Origin of the sequence: Micromonospora sp. NPDC049047 (assembly GCF_040649135.1) — a bacterium.
GTDB lineage: Bacteria > Actinomycetota > Actinomycetes > Mycobacteriales > Micromonosporaceae > Micromonospora.
In genome coordinates, this window is the sequence record NZ_JBEZEY010000003.1 from 105,151 (window position 1) to 124,629 (window position 19,479).

At 71.4% G+C, this 19,479-nt stretch carries 18 protein-coding genes and 3 tRNA genes; 12 read left to right on the plus strand and 9 right to left on the minus strand.

Annotation, left to right across the window (positions count from 1 at the left end):
• Positions 1–13: 13 nt before the first annotated feature.
• The 3 genes from AB0B86_RS06065 to AB0B86_RS06075 all read right to left on the minus strand — a co-directional run bounded on the left by AB0B86_RS06065 (position 14) and on the right by AB0B86_RS06075 (position 4,658).
• On the minus strand, positions 14–1,393 hold the full coding sequence (locus AB0B86_RS06065; protein WP_357404872.1) for an extracellular solute-binding protein: 1,380 nt from the start codon (positions 1,391–1,393) through the stop codon (positions 14–16).
• Between the two features lie 429 nt (positions 1,394–1,822).
• A complete protein-coding gene (locus AB0B86_RS06070; RefSeq protein ID WP_357404874.1) occupies positions 1,823–2,827 on the minus strand; it encodes a LacI family DNA-binding transcriptional regulator in 1,005 nt (334 codons plus the stop codon).
• 355 nt (positions 2,828–3,182) lie between these two features.
• A complete protein-coding gene (locus AB0B86_RS06075) occupies positions 3,183–4,658 on the minus strand; it encodes an FAD-dependent oxidoreductase (protein ID WP_357404876.1) in 1,476 nt (491 codons plus the stop codon).
• Positions 4,659–4,749: 91 nt separating this feature from the next.
• Between AB0B86_RS06075 and AB0B86_RS06080 the strand changes: the two genes are divergently transcribed.
• Positions 4,750–5,826 (plus strand): serine hydrolase domain-containing protein, encoded by a 1,077-nt coding sequence (locus tag AB0B86_RS06080; RefSeq protein ID WP_357404878.1) that lies wholly within the window; start codon positions 4,750–4,752, stop codon positions 5,824–5,826.
• 20 nt (positions 5,827–5,846) lie between these two features.
• Here the strand turns inward: AB0B86_RS06080 and AB0B86_RS06085 are convergent, their stop codons facing one another.
• Both AB0B86_RS06085 and AB0B86_RS06090 read right to left on the minus strand, forming a co-directional pair.
• Complete coding sequence (locus AB0B86_RS06085) at positions 5,847–7,172, minus strand: deoxyribodipyrimidine photo-lyase (protein WP_357404880.1); 1,326 nt, start codon at positions 7,170–7,172, stop codon at positions 5,847–5,849.
• Complete coding sequence (locus AB0B86_RS06090) at positions 7,169–8,092, minus strand: phytoene/squalene synthase family protein (protein ID WP_357404882.1); 924 nt, start codon at positions 8,090–8,092, stop codon at positions 7,169–7,171. Before AB0B86_RS06090 ends, AB0B86_RS06085 begins: the two co-directional genes overlap by 4 nt.
• A 64-nt stretch (positions 8,093–8,156) precedes the next feature.
• On the opposite strand from AB0B86_RS06090, the gene AB0B86_RS06095 reads away from it, so the two are divergent.
• From AB0B86_RS06095 to AB0B86_RS06130, 8 genes are all read left to right on the plus strand, one after another.
• Complete coding sequence (locus tag AB0B86_RS06095) at positions 8,157–9,296, plus strand: polyprenyl synthetase family protein (RefSeq protein ID WP_357404884.1); 1,140 nt, start codon at positions 8,157–8,159, stop codon at positions 9,294–9,296.
• A gap of 28 nt (positions 9,297–9,324) precedes the next feature.
• Complete coding sequence (gene crtI, locus AB0B86_RS06100; RefSeq protein ID WP_357404885.1) at positions 9,325–10,806, plus strand: phytoene desaturase family protein; 1,482 nt, start codon at positions 9,325–9,327, stop codon at positions 10,804–10,806.
• Complete coding sequence (idi, locus tag AB0B86_RS06105; protein WP_357404886.1) at positions 10,803–11,423, plus strand: isopentenyl-diphosphate Delta-isomerase; 621 nt, start codon at positions 10,803–10,805, stop codon at positions 11,421–11,423. The genes crtI and idi overlap by 4 nt, the downstream gene beginning before the upstream one ends.
• Positions 11,413–12,357 (plus strand): MerR family transcriptional regulator, encoded by a 945-nt coding sequence (locus tag AB0B86_RS06110; RefSeq protein ID WP_357416709.1) that lies wholly within the window; start codon positions 11,413–11,415, stop codon positions 12,355–12,357. The genes idi and AB0B86_RS06110 overlap by 11 nt, the downstream gene beginning before the upstream one ends.
• 75 nt (positions 12,358–12,432) lie before the next feature.
• Positions 12,433–13,212: a polysaccharide deacetylase family protein gene (locus AB0B86_RS06115; RefSeq protein WP_357404887.1), complete on the plus strand. Its 780-nt coding sequence runs from the start codon at positions 12,433–12,435 to the stop codon at positions 13,210–13,212.
• A gap of 154 nt (positions 13,213–13,366) precedes the next feature.
• Positions 13,367–13,439 (plus strand) — tRNA-Glu (locus AB0B86_RS06120).
• Positions 13,440–13,470: 31 nt separating this feature from the next.
• Positions 13,471–13,544, plus strand: a tRNA-Asp gene (locus AB0B86_RS06125).
• A 99-nt stretch (positions 13,545–13,643) separates the two neighbouring features.
• A tRNA-Phe gene (locus tag AB0B86_RS06130) sits at positions 13,644–13,717 on the plus strand.
• A 73-nt stretch (positions 13,718–13,790) separates the two neighbouring features.
• On the opposite strand, the gene AB0B86_RS06135 is transcribed toward AB0B86_RS06130, so the two are convergent.
• Positions 13,791–14,660: a hypothetical protein gene (locus AB0B86_RS06135; RefSeq protein WP_357404889.1), complete on the minus strand. Its 870-nt coding sequence runs from the start codon at positions 14,658–14,660 to the stop codon at positions 13,791–13,793.
• Positions 14,661–14,825: 165 nt separating this feature from the next.
• On the opposite strand from AB0B86_RS06135, the gene AB0B86_RS06140 reads away from it, so the two are divergent.
• Positions 14,826–15,353: an SRPBCC family protein gene (locus tag AB0B86_RS06140; protein ID WP_357416307.1), complete on the plus strand. Its 528-nt coding sequence runs from the start codon at positions 14,826–14,828 to the stop codon at positions 15,351–15,353.
• A gap of 44 nt (positions 15,354–15,397) precedes the next feature.
• Here the strand turns inward: AB0B86_RS06140 and AB0B86_RS06145 are convergent, their stop codons facing one another.
• On the minus strand, positions 15,398–16,138 hold the full coding sequence (locus AB0B86_RS06145) for a DUF2786 domain-containing protein (RefSeq protein WP_357416309.1): 741 nt from the start codon (positions 16,136–16,138) through the stop codon (positions 15,398–15,400).
• 126 nt (positions 16,139–16,264) lie between these two features.
• Here AB0B86_RS06145 and AB0B86_RS06150 point away from each other — a divergent pair, with 126 nt between their 5' ends.
• A complete protein-coding gene (locus tag AB0B86_RS06150; RefSeq protein ID WP_357416311.1) occupies positions 16,265–16,705 on the plus strand; it encodes a hypothetical protein in 441 nt (146 codons plus the stop codon).
• A gap of 53 nt (positions 16,706–16,758) precedes the next feature.
• Here the strand turns inward: AB0B86_RS06150 and AB0B86_RS06155 are convergent, their stop codons facing one another.
• Positions 16,759–17,148, minus strand: coding sequence for a hypothetical protein (locus tag AB0B86_RS06155; protein ID WP_357404897.1), 390 nt, complete (start codon positions 17,146–17,148; stop codon positions 16,759–16,761).
• Between the two features lie 155 nt (positions 17,149–17,303).
• Here AB0B86_RS06155 and AB0B86_RS06160 point away from each other — a divergent pair, with 155 nt between their 5' ends.
• Positions 17,304–18,647: an ABC transporter substrate-binding protein gene (locus AB0B86_RS06160; RefSeq protein ID WP_357404899.1), complete on the plus strand. Its 1,344-nt coding sequence runs from the start codon at positions 17,304–17,306 to the stop codon at positions 18,645–18,647.
• 66 nt (positions 18,648–18,713) lie between these two features.
• On the opposite strand, the gene AB0B86_RS06165 is transcribed toward AB0B86_RS06160, so the two are convergent.
• Positions 18,714–19,457, minus strand: a complete 744-nt coding sequence (locus tag AB0B86_RS06165) for an enoyl-CoA hydratase/isomerase family protein (RefSeq protein ID WP_357416313.1) — start codon at positions 19,455–19,457, stop codon at positions 18,714–18,716.
• Between the last annotated feature and the right edge of the window lie 22 nt (positions 19,458–19,479).

Genomic DNA, 19,479 nt, shown 5'->3' on the forward strand with positions numbered 1-19,479 from the left:
CCCACACGCTCGGTCAGCTCTCCGCGGTGAGGAGCTGGTTGACCTTCTCCTCGGCGGTCTTGAGCAGCGCGTCGATGTTCGAGTTCGGGTTGGTCAGCACACCGGACATCGCCGCGTCGAGCACTGCGTAGATCGCCTGCGCGTTGCGCGGCTCACCCTTGATCGGGACCGGGGTGGCCTCGAAGAGCGCGAAGTTCGCGGTGTCGAGGTTCGCGTTGGCCTTGCGCAGTTCCAGTTCCTGCTTCTGCGTCTCACTGCCGTTGGCGAAGAGCAGCGGCTGGGGCAGACCCACCGGGTAGTTCTGCGGCTTGGCCCGGACGTAGTCGAACTGGCCCTTGCCCGGCGTCAGCTTCTGGTAAGCGATCCACTTCATGCCGGCCTTGACCTGCTCGGGGGTCAGGTCCTTCTTGAAGAAGTAGCCCTCGCCGCCACCGAGCGTCCCCTTCGCCGGGCCGTCCTGGCCGGGCAGCGGGCTCATCGCCCAGTCCTGGAACTTGCCCTGGAACTGGCTGACGATCGCCTGGGTGGCGTCCGGCGCGCCGATGAACATGCCGACCTTGCCCGCGCCGGCGTTCGTCAGCAGGTCACCCCACTGCAGCAGCTGGCGGGAGCCCATGCTGTTGTCGCCGTACCGCATGTCCTTGATGTTCTGCAGGACCTGCTTGCCCTGGGCGTTGTTGAAGTCGGCCTTCTTGCCGTCCTCGGTGAGCATGCGGCCGCCCTGCGAGTAGAGCAGGGAGGTGAAGTGCCAGCCACCGGTGTTTCCGGCGCTGTACTCCGAGTAGCCGGCGATGCCGTTGCCGAGGGCGGAGATCTTCTTGGCGGCGGCCCGGACGTCGGCCCAGGTCTTGGGCGGGTTGTTGGGGTCGAGCCCGGCCCGCTGGAACAGGACCTTGTTGTAGACCAGGCCCATCGAATAGTTCTTGACCGGTACGGCGTAGAGCTTGCCGCCGTCGGTGAAGACCTCCTTGAGCGCCGGGTCGACGCTGTCCCAGGTGGGGATCGTGTCCTTGTTGGCGTACTGGGTGATGTCCATCGCCTGGCCGGAGTCCAGCACCTGCTGGAGGTCGGTCATGTAGCCGTAGAACACGTCGGTCACGGTGCCGCCGGCCAGACGGGCGGTGAAGTCCGGCGGGTTGTTGCACTGCTCGCCGACGCTGACGCTCTTGATGTCGATGTCCGGGTTCTGCCGCTGGAACTCGGCGACGTCGTCGTTCCAGTTCTTCAGCAGCTCTTTCTGCGCACCGACCGGCTGGCAGTCGACGGTGATGGTGACCTTGCCGCCGGCGGTCGTGTCCTTGTCGTCGCTCTTCGTGGAGCACGCCGTGAGGCTGAGCCCCAGGCCGGCCACGAGCGCGACCGCCGCAGCCTTTCGGTATTGCGGTACGGACATCTGTCCATCCCTTCGGGAACGGGTGACTCCAATGACCTTCGCTGATCTGCGGTGATACGACCTGACGCCCAGTAGCTGCGTCGGAGCCAGGTGTGAGTGGAGTCACTGTAGCGAGGAGGACTCATCTCGGCAAGGTATCGACCCCGTATCGAAAAGACACGACGCAATCACGACAGATCTTTGCAACCACGTGGAACCGCCCGGATAAACCGGTCTTTGTACCGTTATGAAGTCCCATCCGCGCAGGTCGATGCCGCAAGCCTCGCCCGAGCGCGTCGATCATGGAGTTGTGGTGCCTGATTCAGGGGTTTACGGGCGTTATGCCACCCACCACAACTCCATGATCGACGTGGCGTGGGGGTGGGGGACGCAGAACGGCCGTCGACCGGGTGGGCGGTCGACGGCCGGAAGGCTTGTTTGGGGCGGTCCCTAGCGACCAGGGGCGGGAGCGGTCGAGCCGCGGACCACCAACTCGGGCTCGAACAGCAACTCGTCGTGCAGCACTCCGACCCCCTCGATCTGGGTGACAAGCAGGTCCACGGCAGCCTGACCCATCGTCTCGATCGGCTGCCGCACCGTGGTCAGCGGCGGGTCGGTGCAGGTCATGAACGCGGAGTCGTCGAAGCCCACCACCGACACGTCGGTCGGCACCGAACGCCCCAACCGCCGGGCCGCCCGGATCGTGCCCAACGCCAGTACGTCGCTGGCGCAGATGATGCCGGTCACGCCGCGCTCGACCAGTTTCGTCGCGGCGACCCGCGCACCCTCCATCGAGAAACTGGACCGCTCGACACACCCGGCGTCGGCCTCGTCCCAGCCCGCGGCCCGGATCATCGCGTCCAGTTTGCGGCGGGACGGCACATGCCCCTCCGGGCCGAGCACCATCCCGATCCGTTCGTGCCCGAGCGAGCGCAGGTGCCCGTAGGCCTGTTCGACCGCTACCGCGTCATCGGTGGAGACCCGGGGGAAACCCAACTCGTCCACGCCGGCGTTCACCAGCACGACGGGAAGGCCCCGGTCGGTCAGGCGACGGTAGTGGTCGTGTCGGGCGTCGGCGAGCGCGTACGAACCACCAGCGAAGATCACCCCGGAGACCTGGTGGTCGAGGAGCATCTCCACGTAGTCCATCTCGGACACCCCGCCGATGGTCCGGGCGCAGAGCGCCGGGGTGTAGCCACGCTGGGCGAGGGTCCCGGTGACGACCTCGGCCAGCGCCGGGAAGATCGGGTTCTGCAGCTCGGGCAGCACCAGCCCGACCAGCCGGGCGCGTTCGCCCCGCAGCTTGGTCGGCCGTTCGTAACCGAGCACGTCGAGCGCGGTCAGCACCGCGGTCCGGGTCGCCTCGGACACCCCGTCACGGCCGTTGAGCACCCGACTGACGGTGGCCTCGCTGACGCCCGCCTTCTTGGCAACTTCAGTCAACCGCTTGGTCACGACCGCAATCGTACGTCGTCTTCGTGAAAGAAATGAACAGCAAACTGCCCAGCGTTTGCCGACTGGCTGCCGCGTTCTTCCCATCGGCCACCATTGCGCCGCTCGAAAGAGGGGGCTGTGCCGCAGCGTCCGTCCCCGTCGACACCAGGTCGCGCGGATCGGTCATGATCGACTCGGGTTTCAGGAAGTCGCGGTGTCGAAAGGGCCCCGGATACCGCGCCTTCAATGAAGGCGAGTCGATCACGCGCCCCGCACACGGCGATGCGCCGCCCGCAGAGGCGGCACGCGGGCGGCGCGGGCGGCATGGGGACGCGGGGGCGGCGCGGGCGGCACGGGGACGCGGGCGGCGCGGGCGTCAGGACAGGTCGCGCAGGGCGGTCTCGATGGCCCGGTGGAACGTCGGGTAGGCGTAGATCATGTGGCGGAGCTGACTCAGCGGCACCGCCGCGTGCACCGCCACCACGAGCGCGGAGAGCACCTCGCCGCCGGCCGGGCCTACCGACGTCGCGCCGATCAGCACGCCCTGGTCGGCGTCGGCGATGACCTTGATGAAACCGTCGTCGCCGACCCGGTGGATCCAACCCCGGGTCGAGTCGCCGAGCCTCGTGAACCCGACCTGCACGTTGATGCCGCGTTCGCGGGCCTGCCGCTCGGTGAGTCCGACCGCGCCCACCTCCGGATCGGTGAAGGTGACCCGGGGCAGCGCCCGGTAGTCGGCGCGCGGGATGGTGCCGGCCGATCCGCTCGACCCGCTCGCGGCGAGTGAGCTGGACGCGCCCATCGCGCCGCCGACCACGCTGGAGGTGCCGCTGGCGTCCGCCCCCGCCGCCGCCTGTCGGGCCACGGCCAGGATGTCGGCGATCACGATCCCCGCCTGGTACATCGCGATGTGGGTGAAGGCGCCCTCGCCGGTCAGGTCGCCGACCGCCCAGACATTGTCGGTGACGTGCAGACGGTCGTCGACCGGCAGGTAACGCTGGCTGGCGTCCACGCCGATCGTGTCCAACCCGAGCTCCTCCAGGTGGGCCTTGCGCCCGGTGACCACCAGCAGCCGCTCGGCGGTGAACTCCGCCCCGCCGCCGCCGTGCAGGGTGAACCGGGTCCCGTCGTGCTCGACCCGCTCGGCGCGTACCCCCGTGTGGATCTCCACGCCGTCGGCGCGCAGCGCCGCGGCGGCGACCTCGGACGCCTCCGGTTCCTCGACGGCCAGCACCCGGTCGAGTGCCTCCACCACGGTGACCCGCACCCCGAAGCGGGCGAAGACCTGGGCGAGTTCCAGGCCGATCGCACCGCCGCCGAGCACCAGCAGCGTCTCCGGCAGTTGTTCGACCTCGATCGCCTGATGGTTGGTCCAGTACGGGGTGCCGGCCAGGCCGTCGATCGGCGGCACCGACGGACGGGTGCCGGTGCCCAACACGACCCCGTGCCGAGCCTGGAACACCTGGTCACCGACGCGGATCCGGCCCGGGCCGTCAAACCGACCACTGCCTCGCACGAGCCGGCCGCCCTTGCCGATGAACCGCTCCGCCGCGACGGTGTCGTCCCAGGTGTCGGTGGCCTCCTCGCGGATCCGCCGGGCCACCGGCGTCCAGTCCGGCTGGACCTGCGCCGTCCCGGCCAGCCCGTCGACCCGACGGGCCTCGGCGAGCGCGTTGGCCGCCCTGATCATCATCTTGCTGGGGATGCAGCCCCAGTACGGGCACTCCCCACCGACCAGGTCCCGTTCGATGCCGACGACACTCAGGCCGGCCTCGGCGAGTCGCTCGGCGACCTCCTCGCCGCCGACCCCGAGCCCCACCACGACCACATCCACAAGCTCCGGCTCCGCCACCGCAACAGCATCCCCCAGCGACACCGCCGCAACCACCGGGGTCGGCGAAAAGTCGGCACGCTCACCGGTCCGGGGCGCTTACCGTGGCGGGATGCAGGCACGCTTCGCTCCGGTCCGGGACTGTTTCCACGACCTGTTCGCCGCCGGCCGGGAGACCGGCGCCGGCCTGACCATCTGGTACGACGGGCAGCCGGTCGTCGACCTGGTCGGCGGTTTCCGGACCGGCGCCGGACCCGACGGTGAACCGTGGCGGCCGGACACGCTCACCAACGTCTACTCGGTCGGCAAGCCGGTGGCCGCGCTCTGTCTGCTGGTGCTCGTCGACCGGGCGCTGGTCGACCTCGACTCGCCGGTCGAGCGGTACTGGCCGGAGTTCCGCACCCCCGCCACCGTGCGCCAGGTGTTGTCGCACACCGCCGGGCTGCCGGCGTTCCCGGTGCCCCGGCCCGCCACCGCGATCGCCGACTGGGCGCTGCTCGCCGGCGACCTGGCCGCCGCCGATCCCGAGTGGTCGCCGGGCTCGGTGGCCGGCGAGCACGCCTGGACGTACGGGCACCTGGTGGGTGAGCTGGTCCGCCGGGTCGACGGGCGGTCGGTGGGCCGGTTCCTGGCCGAGGAGATCGCCGGTCCGTGGCGGCTCGACCTCGGTTTCGGGCTGTCCGAGGCGGACCAGCGGCGCTGCGCCGAGCTGCGCTACGGCGACCCGGGATGGCCGGGTCGGAAGCTCGGCGAGCCGGGTTCACTGCGGGACCGTGCGATGGGCAATCCGGCCGGCGGGCTGGACCTCGCCGTGTTGAACAGCCCCCTGTGGCGGGGTGCCGAGATGCCTGCGGTGAACCTGCACGCCACCGCGGCCAGCCTGGCCCGGCTCTACGCCGGTGTGCTCGCCGGCGGTGTCCTGGACGGTGTCCGGCTGGTCAGCCCGGAGTTGGTCACCGAGGCGACCCGGGTCCAGTACGACGGGCCGGACCTGGTGCTGGACCGGATCGTCAGGTGGACGCTTGGCATGCAGTGGGAGCCGGACGGCAGCTGGGGCATGGGTGGCCTCGGCGGCAGCAGCGCGTGGGCCGACCCGCAGCGGGGCTACACCCTCGCGTACGCCACTGCGCAGCTCGCCGAGCACGACCGGGTGGACGAACTCGCCGAGGCGCTGCACTCCTGCCTCTGACCGACGAGGCGCCCTTCCTCTCAGCGGAGCCAGACGGGGTCGGTGCCCGGCACCGAGAGCGGCGGCGGGTAGTCGAGTGGCTGGCGGAGCGCGTCGGGCAGCCGCCACGGTTGGTGGATGGCCCGGCCCGGCACGGTCGCCAGCTCCGGCACCCACCGGCGCACGTAGTCGCCCGCCGGGTCGTACCGCTCGGCCTGCCGGACCGGGTTGAACCCCCGGTACGGCTTGGTGTCGTTGCCGGTGCCGGCCACCCACTGCCAGTTGCCCGAGTTGTTCGCCACGTCCCCGTCCAGCAGCCAGCGGAAGAACACCCGCACCCCCGCACGCCAGTCCTGCCCGAGGTGCTTGGTCAGGTAGCCGGCGGTGATCAGCCGGGCCCGGTTGTGCAGCCAGCCCCGGGCCCGCAGCTGCCGCATCCCGGCGTCGACGATCGGCATCCCGGTCCGGCCCTCGGTCCAGGCTGCCAGCGCGTCGTCGTCGTAGCGCCACTGCTCGGTGGCGCCCCGCCGGTACGCAGCTGTCGAGATCTCCGGAAAGGCGGCGGTGACCTGGTAGTAGAAGTCCCGCCAGCAGAGCTGCCGGACGAACGGTCCGGACCGGTCCCCGGCGCGACCGGCCACCGCCAGCGGGGACACGCAGCCGAAGCGCAGGTACGGGCTGAGTCGGGAGGTGTCGTCGCCGGCCATGTCGTCGTGCTGGTCGCCGTAGCGGCCCAGGTCGGGCAGCCAGTCGGTGAGCCGCTGCCGGGCGACCCGCTCGCCGCCGACTGCCGCGTCCGGCGAGTCCCCGGCCGGCGGCGTCGGCAGGTTGCCCACGCGTACACCGTCGGGCAGCGTCACCCGACGTGGCGCGGCCAACTCCTCGCGCCACCGGTTGGCCACCCAGGCCCGGTGGTAGGGGCTGAACACCCGGTAGTGGTCGCCGCCGCCCCCGGGCCGCAACGCGCCCGGCTCGACCACTGTCAGCCCGGGGAACAGTCGCAGGTGCAGCCGGTGCCGCTCGCACTCGGCGCGCAACCGCCGCTCCCGACGGCGGGCGTAGTGGCTGACGTCGGCGGAGAGCGCGACGGCTGTGGCGCCGACCTCGCCGGCCAGCCGGATCGTCTCGGCCACCGGGTCACCGTGGCGTACCACCAGGTCGCCGCCGCGCTCGCGGAGCTGGGCACGCAGGTCGGCGAGGGCCTGGTGCAGGAACCGGGTGCGGTTGGCCGACAGGTCGGCCAGCTCCGGGTCGAGCACGTACAGCGGCACCACCCGGTCGAAGGCCGCGCAGCTGGTGGCCAACGCCGGATGGTCGTGCACCCGCAGGTCGCGGGTGAGGAGCACGATCGCGGTGCTGGTGGTCACCGGGTCTCCGGGTCGACCGTCGGCCCGGGGATGGTGACCGGCGTACCGGTCGAGGTGAGCAGGGCACGTGCGGCCACCGCCATCCGTCGCCGCTGCGGCACGACGGCACGCTTGGCGAAGACGTCGTAGTCGTGCGCGGCGACCTCGTCGAGGATGCCGCCGTAGAGGGCGTACGCGGTGCGCATGCAGGCCTGCGAGGCCGGCGCCAGCATGGTGATGCCCGGCGCGGCGGCCGCGTAGTGCGCCTGGGCGCGGGTCACCTCGTACTCGATCAGCTCACGGGTCCGGGGTGTGCCGCGGCCCCGGGCGCGGGCCTCGACCAGCTCGTCGCGGGTGACCCCGAACTTCGTCAGGTCCTCGTCCGGCAGGTAGGTGCGGCCCCGGTCGAGGTCCTCGGCGACGTCCCGGATGAAGTTGGTGAGTTGGAAGGCGAACCCGAGCTGCCGGGCGGGCTCCCGGGCCGCCGCCGGGTCGGAGCTGCCCAGGATCGGCAACATCATGGTGCCGATCACCGCCGCCGAACCCTCCATGTAGTCGAGCAGGTGGTCGTAGGTCGGGTACGCGGTGACTGTCAGGTCCATCGCCATGCTCTTCAGGAACGACGCGAAGTCGTCCCGGTCGAGATCGAAGACGGCGATCGTGTGCAGCACGGCCGGCAGCAGCGGGTCGTCGACCGACGCACCGTGCAGGCCAGCGACGAACCGGCCGGCCCAGTCGTCGAGGCGGGCGGCCCGCTCGGCCGGCGGCAGATCCTCGGTGCGGTCGACGATCTCGTCGGCGTAGCGGGTGAACCCGTAGAGGGCGTGCACATGCCGTCGTTTCCATGCGGGCAACAGGCGGGTGGCGAGATAGTAGGTGCGGCCGTGACGTTTGTGCAGTTCACGGCACCGGTCATAGGCAGCGGTGAGATCAGTTTCCACCGGCCCTCCCTCATTATCGACGCACCAATCGACGCAACTCGTAGCCTAGGGTACGCTCAGCCGCATGGCCAACGACGCAGTTGCGGGTAATGCGACTCGTGTGGCGGCGGCAGTACCGGCCGACCGGGACGACCCGGTCCAGGCCGTGCTCGCCGCGTACACCCATGAGCTGGTCACGGCTGTCGACGAGACGCTGGCGGCCTTCCTCGCCACCGAGGTCGACTCGCTCGCCGAGATCGACACCTCGATGGGCGCCTTCGCCGCGTCCGCCCGGGAGGCCGTCCTCGTCGGCGGCAAGCGGATCCGGCCCACGTTCGCCTACTGGGGTTGGCGCGGGGCGGTCGGCGGTGACGAGGCCCTGTCGCCGGTGCTGCCCGCACTTGCCGCGCTGGAGTTGCTGCACACCTTCGCGCTGGTGCACGACGACGTGATGGACGCCTCCACCACCCGCCGTGGCCGGCCCACCGCACACGTCGCGCTCGCCGAACAGCACATCCAGGCTGGCCACCGCGGTGATCCCGGGCGGTTCGGCGAGGCCGTCGCCGTGCTCATCGGCGACCTCTGCATGGTCTGGGCCGACCAGTTGCTGTCCCATGCCGCGGTGCCACCGGCCCGCCTGTTCGAGGTGCGACGCTGCTACGACCTGATGCGGGTGGAGACGGTCGCCGGGCAGTATCTCGACGTGCTCGGCGAGAACGACCCGGCCAGTTGGTCGGTCGACCGGGCGCTGCGGGTGGCCCGCTACAAGACCGCCAGCTACACCGTCCAGCGGCCACTGCTCTTCGGTGCCTGCCTGGCCGGGGTGCCCGCCGACGATCCACTGGTCGCCGCGTACAGCCGCTACGGCCTGGCCGTCGGCGAGGCGTTCCAGCTCCGCGACGACCTGCTCGGGGTCTACGGCGACCCGGCCGCCACCGGCAAGCCGGCCGGCGACGACCTGCGCACCGGTAAGCCCACCGCGCTGCTCGTGCTGGCTCGGGAGTTGGCCACGCCGGCCCAGCTCAGGGCGTTGGAGCGGGCCGGCGACGAACCCGACCGGCTCGCCGAGTTGGTGGCCGAGACCGGCGCGGTGGCCCGGGTGGAGCGGATGATCTCCGAGCGGGTCAGCGACGCGCTGGCGGCGCTCGACAGCGCACCCGTGGACCGGACGGCGCGGACCGCGCTGACCGGTCTGACCACCGCCGCCACCAACCGGCGGGCCTGATGAGCGACTTTTTCGAGGAGATGGTCACGTGCGGACGGTGACAGGGCGGACGGACCGGGTGGTGGTCGTCGGGGCCGGACTGGGCGGGCTCGCCTGCGCGCTGCACCTCGCCGGCAGCGGCCGGCAGGTGACAGTGCTCGAACGCGAGCCGGTGCCCGGCGGGCGAGCCGGTCGACTCGCCGTGGACGGCTACGAGTTCGACACCGGCCCGACAGTGCTCACCATGCCCGACCTGATCGCCGAGGCGCTCGGTGCGGTCGGTGAGGAGTTGTCCGACTGGCTCGACCTGACCCCGCTCGACCCCGCCTACCGGGCGTACTACCCGGACGGCTCGACCCTTGACGTGCTCACCGACACCACCCGGATGGCCGCCGAGATCTCCCGGGTCTGCGGGCCGCGCGAGGCCGACGGTTACCTGCGCTTCGTCGACTACGCCCGCGAGTTGTGGCGGCTGGAGCGGACCGACTTCATCGAACGCAATCTGGACGCGCCGACCGACCTGATCACCGGCAACCTCCTCAAGCTGCTCGGCGGCGGAGCCTTCCGACGACTCCAGACAAAGATCAACCAGTTCTTCCGGGACCCGCGTACCCAGCGGATCTTCTCCTTCCAGGCGATGTACGCAGGCCTCGCGCCGCACGACGCGCTTGCCATCTACGCGGTCATCGCGTACCTCGACTCGGTGGCCGGGGTCTACTTCCCGCGCGGCGGCATCCACGCGGTCTCCAGGGCCATGGCGGGCGCCGCCGAGAAGCACGGCGTGCAGATCCGCTACGACACGACGGTGACCCGGGTGGAGACGGCGCACGGTCGGGCAACCGGCGTCCTCACCGCCGACGGCGAGCTGGTGCGGGCCGACGTGGTGGTGCTCAACCCCGACCTGCCGATCGCCTACCGGGACCTGCTCCCGGCCGCTCCGGCACGACGGCTCACCTACTCGCCGTCCTGCGTCGTTCTGCACGTCGGCTCGCGACAGGCGTATGAAAAGATCGCCCATCACAACATCCACTTCGGACGCGCGTGGAAGGGCACCTTCGATGAGGTCATCCGGCGGGGTGAGTTGATGACCGATCCGTCGCTGTTGGTGACCAACCCGAGCCGCACCGATCCGTCGGTGGCCCCTGCGGACCGGCACACCTACTACGTGCTCGCTCCGGTGCCCAACCTGCACCGGGCTCCGTTCGACTGGCGTGGCGACCTGACCCAGCGCTACGGCGACCAACTGATCGGCACCCTGGAGGAGCGCGGCTACGTCGGCTTCGGTGCCGGGGTCGAGGTGCTGCGGGCGATCACCCCCGCCGAGTGGGAGGAGCAGGGGATGGCCGCGGGCACCCCGTTCGCCGCCGCGCACACCCTCTTCCAGACCGGCCCGTTCCGCCCGTCGAACCTGCACCGCGACCTGCCGAACGTGGTCTTCGTCGGCTCCGGCACCCAGCCCGGGGTGGGCGTACCGATGGTGCTCATCTCCGGCAAGCTCGCCGCCGGTCGAATCAGTGGGGAAGGTCGATGACGAGCCGAGAGGAGCACCTGGTCGAGCTGGTCGACGAGGCCGGCAAGGCCCACGGCGAGTTGACCGTGTCGGCGGCACACCAGCCTCCGGGGCAGCTGCACCGGGCCTTCTCGGTGCTGCTCGTGGACCCGGACGGTCAGGTGCTGCTCCAACGCCGGGCCGCCGTCAAGACCCGCTTCCCGCTGCGCTGGGCCAACTCCTGCTGCGGCCACCCCCGGCCGGGCGAGTCACTCGCCGAGGCGGCCAACCGGCGGCTGCGCGAGGAGTTGGGCGCGGGCCCGGTCGAGTTGACCGAGGTCGGCGTCTACGTCTACTACGCCGAGGACCCGGCCACCGGTCGGGTCGAATTCGAGTACGACCACGTGCTGCGCGGCGACTTCCGGCCCCCGGCCCCACTACTGCCCGACCCGGACGAGGTCGCCGAGTTGCGGTGGGCTGACCCCGCCGCACTCGAAGCCGAACTGGAGCTCGACCCGCGGTCGTACGCGCCCTGGCTGGGTGGGGTGGTGAACCGGCTGCTGCACCCCTCGGGTGCCGCGTCGGGCCCTCCCGGTCCGGCCGTGACCCCGTCCGGATCGTCGGCGGATGACACGGCGGAGCGGTCGGGTGGTCGATGAGGCGCTGAGCGCGGGCGCTGTCGCACGCCGGATCGGGGTCGCGGTGACCACCCTGCGCACCTGGCATCAGCGCTACGGGCTCGGGCCCAGCGAGCACATCCCCGGTCACCACCGGCGGTACACGCCCACGGACCTGGCCCGCCTGGAGATCATGCGACGGCTCACCGCCGAGGGGGTGAGCCCCGCCGAGGCGGCCCGCTGGGCCCGCCAGGCACCGGATCCGGCGCCCACCGACACCGTCACCTCCGGCCGGGTCCACCGACCCGGCCGGGACGGCGGCGGGACCATCCCGGTGGGCCGCGCCGGACCGGCGGCCCGTGGATTGGCCCGCGCCGCCATGCGGTTGGACGCGGCGGCGATCAGCGAGACGATCGCGCACGCCCTGGCAGCGGGCGGGGTCGTCGCCACCTGGGACGGCCTGCTGCGCCCGGTCCTCGCCGGCATCGGCGAGCGCCACGCCGCCACCGCCGGCCTGATCGAGGTGGAACACCTGGTGTCGCGCTGCATCTCGGCGGCCCTCTCGGCGGCCAGCCGGGTCAAGGTTCCCACCGGTCCGGCCCGCATTCTGCTCTCCTGCGCGGACGAGGAGCAGCACACGCTGCCGCTGGAGGCGTTGGCCGCCGCGCTCGCGGAGGCCGGGGTCAGCTACCGGGCGCTTGGCGCACGGGTGCCGGTCGCCGCTCTGTTGGAGGCGGTCAACCGGACCGGACCGGCGGCCGTGGTGCTCTGGTCGCACACCCGGGCCACCGCCGATCCGGATCAGCTCAGCGCGCTGCTGGCGGCACCCCGCCGCCCGTTGCTGGTGCTGGCCGCCGGCCCCGGTTGGCGAGCCGACACGCTGCCGGCGGGGGTGGTACGGCCGGTCGACCTGGCCGAGGCCGTCTCGCTCGCTGTCGCGGTACGGGACTCGCTGGACCAGTCGAGGCGTGACTGACCGCACTGTCGCCCAGATCTGGACGTGAACTACCGTCGGGGGTCCGCCTACCCCGACCCCTCCGGGAGCGAGCAGATGCAAGCCCGCGCCGTTCTGGCGTCCGTCCTCGCCATGGCGCTGGTCTTGTCCGGTTGTGCCCAGCCGGAACGCACCATCGCACCCGCCGCCGCACCGCGGCCCGCGAAATCGGTGAAGCCCGCCCCATCGCCGCACCCGACCCTCGCCAAGCCGCCCAAGCCGCCGCTACGACCACTGCCGGCCAAGCTCCCCGCCGGCCTGCGGCGCACCACCGGTGCGCGCCCGGTGGTGCTGACCTTCGACGACGGGCCCAGCCCCGCCTGGACCCCGAAGGTGCTCGACCAACTGCGGGCCGCGAAGGTGACTGCCACCTTCTGTGTCGTCGGTCGCGAGGCGCAACGCCACCCGGAGCTGGTTCGCCGGATCGTCCGCGAGGGACACCAGCTCTGCAACCACAGTTGGCGGCACGACCTCGACCTGGCCCGGCGACCTGTCGCCGAGATCAGGGCCGACCTGGACCGCACCAACAGGGCCATCCAGGCCGCGGTGCCCGGGGCGAAGGTGTCCTTCTACCGGCAGCCGGGTGGCCGGTGGACGTCGGAGGTGCTCGCGGTGGCGAAGGAGCTCGGCATGCGCCCCCTGCACTGGTCTGTCGACCCACAGGACTGGGACAAGCCGAGCGCCGCCACGATCGGCAAGCGGGTCCACGCCGCCGCCCGGCCCGGTGCCATAGTGCTGCTGCACGACGGGGGCGGCAATCGGGCCGCGACGCTCGCCGCCTGCCCCCATGTGATCGCGGACCTGAAGCAGCGCTTCGGCATCGCCCAGCTCCACTAGACCGCCTTTGACCTGCGGTTATGACCCAACCCGACCCCCTGCCGATACCGATTTTGTTCACCGACCGGGCATCACGTATGCTTTCCAAGCCTCCGGCGGGGCCGGATGGGAGCAAGTCCGCTTGAAGTTGCGAGTGTGCAATGATGGCGGGGCCGCCCTCATCGTCTAGCGGCCCAGGACGCCGCCCTTTCAAGGCGGTAGCACGGGTTCGAATCCCGTTGGGGGCACGACCGGCGCAAGCCGGAGCAACACAAGCTAGGTCCTGTGGAGCAGTTGGAGTGCTCGCCGCCCTGTCAAGGCGGAGGTCGCGGGTTCAAGTCCCGTCAGGACCGCAGCGCTGACGCCGCGCCTCGCGCGGCGTTCTGCGTATCGGAGCATGTCGCCCGGCCGTCGGTTCGTCCGGTTGTTGGGTAACATGGGCCGAGCAGTACGGCCAGGTAGCTCAGTTGGTACGAGCGTCCGACTGAAAATCGGAAGGTCGGCGGTTCGACCCCGCCCCTGGCCACATAGCCTTTCGCCGGGCTACAGAGGTCCCCACCAGCGGATTCGCAGGTGGGGATCTTGCTGTTCGGGGGCCGTCAGCCGTCACGGCCCTGCTGGCGGTGCTGCGCCACGCCGCTCTGGATCGCCTCCCACACGCTGCGCCCGGCCTGTCGCAGTGTCTCCCCCGCCTGCTCGGCGAGCTGGGCCGCGCTCTGCGCCGCGGCCTGCGCCCCACCCAGGGGACCACCGCCGCCGTCATCGGCTCCGGACGGGCCCGGACCGACGGCGGGCAACGGGCCGGGTCGGTTGCGGGCCTGCCCGGTCGAAGGCTCCGCCGGGCCCTCGGTGCCCCGACCGGTCCCGGACGGCCGCTGCCCTTCACCTCCACCTGCCGGCCGCTGCTCTTCACCCCCACCTGCCGGTCGCTGCCCGGCCGGGTGGTGCCGTTCCCCGTGTCGCCGGCTGGTCGGGTGGCGCTCGGGCATGGCGCCGGACTCCGGTCGTGGCCGTTCCGCTGACCCACCGCCACCGGCTGGCGCCCCCGTCCCGTCGAGTACACCGTCGGAGCGGCGTGCCGACGCCTCGACCGCCCGGTCGGCTGACTGCGGTACGCGGCGGTGCACGTCGTCGAGAGTGCTGACGGCCGTCCGGGCGAGCGCCTCGATGATCTGCGGGTTGTGGTCGAGGGTGTCGAGCGCTCTGCTGAGGATCGTGGTCAGCTGCTCCAACCGCACCCGCAGCTGAGCCTCGGCGTGCACCCCGTCGAGGTCCAGCTCGCCGCTGCTCAGCCGCACCCGTACGCCGGCGTCGACCTGGATCAGGTTGGCCACCCGGGCCCGCAGCGAGAGGTCGGCGTCCAGGCCGTCGACCGCCAGTCGGATCGTGTCGACGGACACCTTCGGAATGTCGAGCAGGACGTCCGGGTCCACCCGGTCCGGCTCCCGCTGCTGCGCGCTCTCGCTCATGCTCTCCCACCCGCCTGCACACCGGCCCGGTCGTCCGGGCCGTTCGGCGCGGTTACCCGCTTTCCGGTCGGCCATCCCGTCCGTGGCGGATCGACGGCGGCCTGTCTGGAACCGGGCACCGCGCGAAGCTGCACAGGCGGGCATCAGCCGGTATGGTCCGGGCCTATGGGACAGGAAATGACTGATCCGGCCGACATCCGGCAGGACGTCGACCGGTTCTCCTTACGGTGCAGCCTCCACGTCCCACACTCCGCCGCGCGGGCGTTCGCGGTCTTCACCGACGAGCTGACCGACTGGTGGGTCACCGAGTACACCTGGTCGGGCCCGGACGCGCTGGCCGAGCTGGGCATGGAGCCGCAGGCCGGCGGCATGCTCTACGAGATCGGCCCGTACGGTTTCCGCGCCGACTGGGGTCGGGTGCTCACCTGGGACCCGCCGCGCCGGTTGGTCTTCGTCTGGCAGATCGGCCCCGACCGGGCGCCGGTGCCGGACCCGGCCCGGGCGAGTGAGGTCGAGGTGCTGTTCCAGTCCGAAGGGCCGGAGCGCACCCGGGTCGAGCTGGAGCACCGGCACTTCGACCGGCACGGCGAGGCTGCCGAGGGTTATCGCGAGGCGCTCACCGTCGGCTGGCATGAGCTGCTCACCCGCTACGTCGCGACGGTCTCCCGCCACCAGCCCACCACCCCCGGCTGACCGCAGCCACTCGGCCGTCCGGACGGGGCTCCGAGCCGCCGCGGTCAGGGCAGCGACCCGAGCCGCCGGGTGACAGTCAGCGGCCGAGTTGCCGTGCCGGTCTGGTGTTGCCGCCAAAGGTCGCGGCCACCCAGGTCCGCGTGGCGGCCGGCCTCCGCCCCGGACCCGAAGCCGGTGCCGCCCAACCTGCGGGGCGCAGCGGTACGCAGTCGCGGGTACTGCTCGGCGAGCCGCCGCTGCACCCGGTCCGACCGATCGGCAAGCACCAGCGCCACCGACGGGGTCCCCGACTCGCTGGCCGCCGCCGTTTCCGCCGCCCAGAGTCGGCCGCCGATCACCTCGGCGAAACCGGCAAGCCAGGACCGGCGGAAGGCGGCCGGGTGATCGTCGACCGGCACGGCGGTGGCGGCCAGGCCGTGTGCCGCCTGCACGAGTAGTGAGGTGAAGAGCAGGTCCACCCGTTCCAGGTCGCTGGCGAAGCCGAACAGGTGCAGCGCGAAGCCGTTGCCCTGCCGGCGGCGTACGCAGCGGCAGCGCAGTGGTTCGGCGACCGCGGCGAGCAGGCCGACCTTGTCGCGGGCGTAGGGGGCGACGATGTCCAGGACCCGGTCGCCGACCGGGTCGGTGGTCGGGTCACGCGCGGCGAGCAGCGCCCGGTCCACGCCGTAGCGGGCGATCAGTTCGGTCGCCTTGGCGGTGAACGCCTCCGCCTCGGCGGGCGTGCAGGCCGGGTCCTCAGCCTGGGCGAGCAGCTTACGGACCTTGCTGAGCATGGCCTCGGACATGACTACAGAGCTATCACACGGGTCGGACGTCGCCGGGGCCGCGCTGAGATCGATCGATCGTTATCATCGTCACGATCGATGATCAGTCCAATACGGACGGTCAACCACCCGCTTCCGGAGGAATGCATGCCATCCCCAACCGCTCGACTGTTCGCCGTCGCCACGGCCACCGCACTGCTCTTCGCCGGCACACCCGCGCAGGCCGAACCGACCGGATCGGTCACCCCGGTATCCGCCGGGCCGAACGCCTTCGCCCCGCTCGCCACCTGCTACGGCGGCGCGGTCCGGTCGTACTTCGAGACCGGCCGCTACGGCGGCTCAGCCGGCCAGTACCGCACCACCACCCGCTGCCGCGACATCAACGTCCGCAACGCGAGCGTGTACGCCACCGAGGCGTGCGTGATCTTCGTCGACAAGACGAGCGCCTGCAACTACTGGACCTACCTCCCGGCCAACTCGGGCTGGACCACCGTGGCGACGAACGTCCGGGACGGGGTGAACTTCCAGGTCCGCTTCGAGAACCTGCGGTACGAGTACGAGCCCCTTATCGCGTACCACGCGTTCTGAGCGACAGTGCGGGCGCGGCGTCCGTCCCGCCGGACGTCGCGACCCGACAGGTGTCACTCGGCGCGGCTACGCAGGGTGGCGATCGTCGAGCCGGCGAGGGTGAGCAGGCAGTCCGGGAGCAGCCCGTCGGCGGCCGCCGCGCCGAACAGCGCCTCTCCGGTCGGTTCGTCCCGATTGGCGTACGCGCTGACGAAGCGGGCCACCCAGCGGGTGTCGTAGTCGGCCTGATCGATGCCCGGGAAGTCGAGGGCCGCCCCGCTGCTGGCCGGCGCGTCGCCAACCATCGTCGCGGCCAGGCACCAGGCCACTCCGTACGCGCCGCTGAGGCCGGCCCGGTCGACGACCGCGTCGAATGCGCCCACCACCGCGTCCCCATCCCCGGTCAGCGCCGAGCGGAGCACGGCGGTCGCGTCATCGAACGTCTGCTGTGGTAGGTCCGTCACGCAGCGCACAGTAGGACGGGCGGTCAAGCGACCCGACGACCGTCACTGTCCGTGTTCAACGCCAGCTACCTGCGCATTACGCCACCTCCACGGTCCCGCCGATGGCCTCGGCACGCTAATGTGCGCAGCGGACCTTCGCCGGAGGAAGGACGACCATGTTCGTATCACGCCGCTCGCGGGTGGCCACACTGGCTGCCTGCGCGACGATCCTGCTCGCCACAAGCGCCTGTGGGGATGACAAGGCCAAGGAGTCAAGCGCCCAACAGGTGCGCCTCTATGGCACGGACGGCAACATGCTCAACACCTATCCCGCGGAGTTGAAGGAACGTGCGAGTCTCGTCGACGGGATGAAGGGCACCACGCCTCTCGTACCGCTACCGGAGGACTTCAAGAGCCGACTGAAGACCGTCAGTCCGGCGCTGACGGACTACGTGTACTCGGCCGAGACGTACGACGCGGTGGTGGTCGCCGTGCTCGCCGCTCAGCTGGCCGGAAGCACCGACCCGGCCGCCATCGCGAAGCAGATCGTCGCCGTGACGAACGACGGGCAGCGCTGCGAGGACCCGGCGACCTGCCTCGCGCTGGCTCGTAACGGCCAGGACGTCGAGTACCGCGGTGTCTCGCTGACCCGGGCGGGTTTCACCGACAAGGGTGAGCCGGCCACCGCGAGCTACGCCACGCTCACCTTCGACGGGCAGCAGATCAACGACGGCAAGACCGAGTTCGTCGGCGCGGGCATCGAGTCGGCGGCGAGCACCAAGGCACCACCGAAGCCGAAGAAGCAGCGGCCGACGGTGGACCCCGACCAGAAGCCGCTGATCCTGGGCGGCCTGCTGCCGAAGACCGGTGACCTGTCGATCGCCTACCCGCCGATGGCGGCCGGTGCCGCGCTGGCGATCCGGGAGATCAACGCCGCTGGTGGCGCGCTGGGCAAGCCGGTGACGTGGGTGGACGGCGACGACGGCACCAACCCGGCGGTGGCCAAGGCGACGGTGGCAAAGCACGTGACGGACGGCGTCAGCGTGATCATCGGCGCGGGTGGTTCGGGTATCTCCCGGGCCGTGCTGCCGGACGTGGTGCAGGCCGGGAAGATCCTCTTCTCCCCCTCCAACACCGACAGCAGCCTTACCGACGTGGACGACGGCGGTCTCTACTTTCGCACCGCGCCGCCGGACAGCCTGCAGGGCCGGGCGCTCGCCGACGTCATCCTCCGCGACGGATCGCAGAAGATCGTCATCGTCGCCCGCAAGGACTCCTACGGCGAGGGCCTCCAGGGCACCGTCCGTGACGAGCTGGAGAAGGCCGGCATCACCGGCGACCGCCTCAAGCTGCTCACCTACGACCCGCCCGCCGACGCCAAGGCTACCCCGGTGGACTTCTCCAGCGGCGCCAAGGAGATCAAGGACTTCGGCGCGGACGCCGTACTGATCATCGGCTTCGGTGAGTCGGCCTCGGTGATCCGTTCGCTTGCCGACAGCGGAGTGCAGATCCGGCAGTAGCACCATCCTCGGCTAGCAACGGCCGCACCGGCGCGAGCGTCGGTGCGGCCGTTGCGTTCGCGGTAATCACCGCGGCCGGCGGCCCTCCAGGAAATCGGTCATCCGCCGGTGCTTCTCCTCGTCCTCGAAGAGCACCGCCTGGCTGACCAGGTCGAGATGTGGGTGCGCGGCCGCCGGTGCGTCCACCGCCAGCTTGGTCAACCGCAGCGCCAGCGGGGAACCCAGGGCGATCTCGTCAAGCACCCCGTGTGCCACCGTGAGCAACTCGTCGGGCTCGTCCACCACCCGGTTCACCAGCCCGATCCGCAACGCCTCAGTGGCGTCCACCCGCCGGCCGGTGAAGAGCAGCTCCTTGGCCCGACCCTCACCGATCAACGCGGGCAGCCGGTGCGTCGCGCCCGCGCCGGCCAGGATCCCCAACCGCACCTCCGGCTGGCCGAAGACCGCCCGCGCGGTGCACACCCGCAGATCGCAGGCGTACGCCAGTTCCGCGCCGCCGCCCAGCGCCGGCCCGTCGACGGCGGCCACCGTCGGCATCGGCAACGCCCGGATCCGCGCGAAGGCGGCGGAATTGATCGCCGCCAGGGCGTCCGTGCGACCCCGTTCCCGGAGCTGAGCGATGTCGGCGCCACCGGCGAAGATGCCGGCCGTACCGCCGGTGAGCAGCAGCAGCCGGGGGCGCGCTTCCAGCTCGGCGCAGAGCTGGTGCAGCTCGCCGATCAGGTCGGCGTCGATGGCGTTGCGCTTCTCCGGCCGGTCCAGGGTCACCACCAGCCGGTCCGGCCGCTCCTCGATCCGCAGTCCGCTCACCGCGCCCACCCACTCCTCGTGC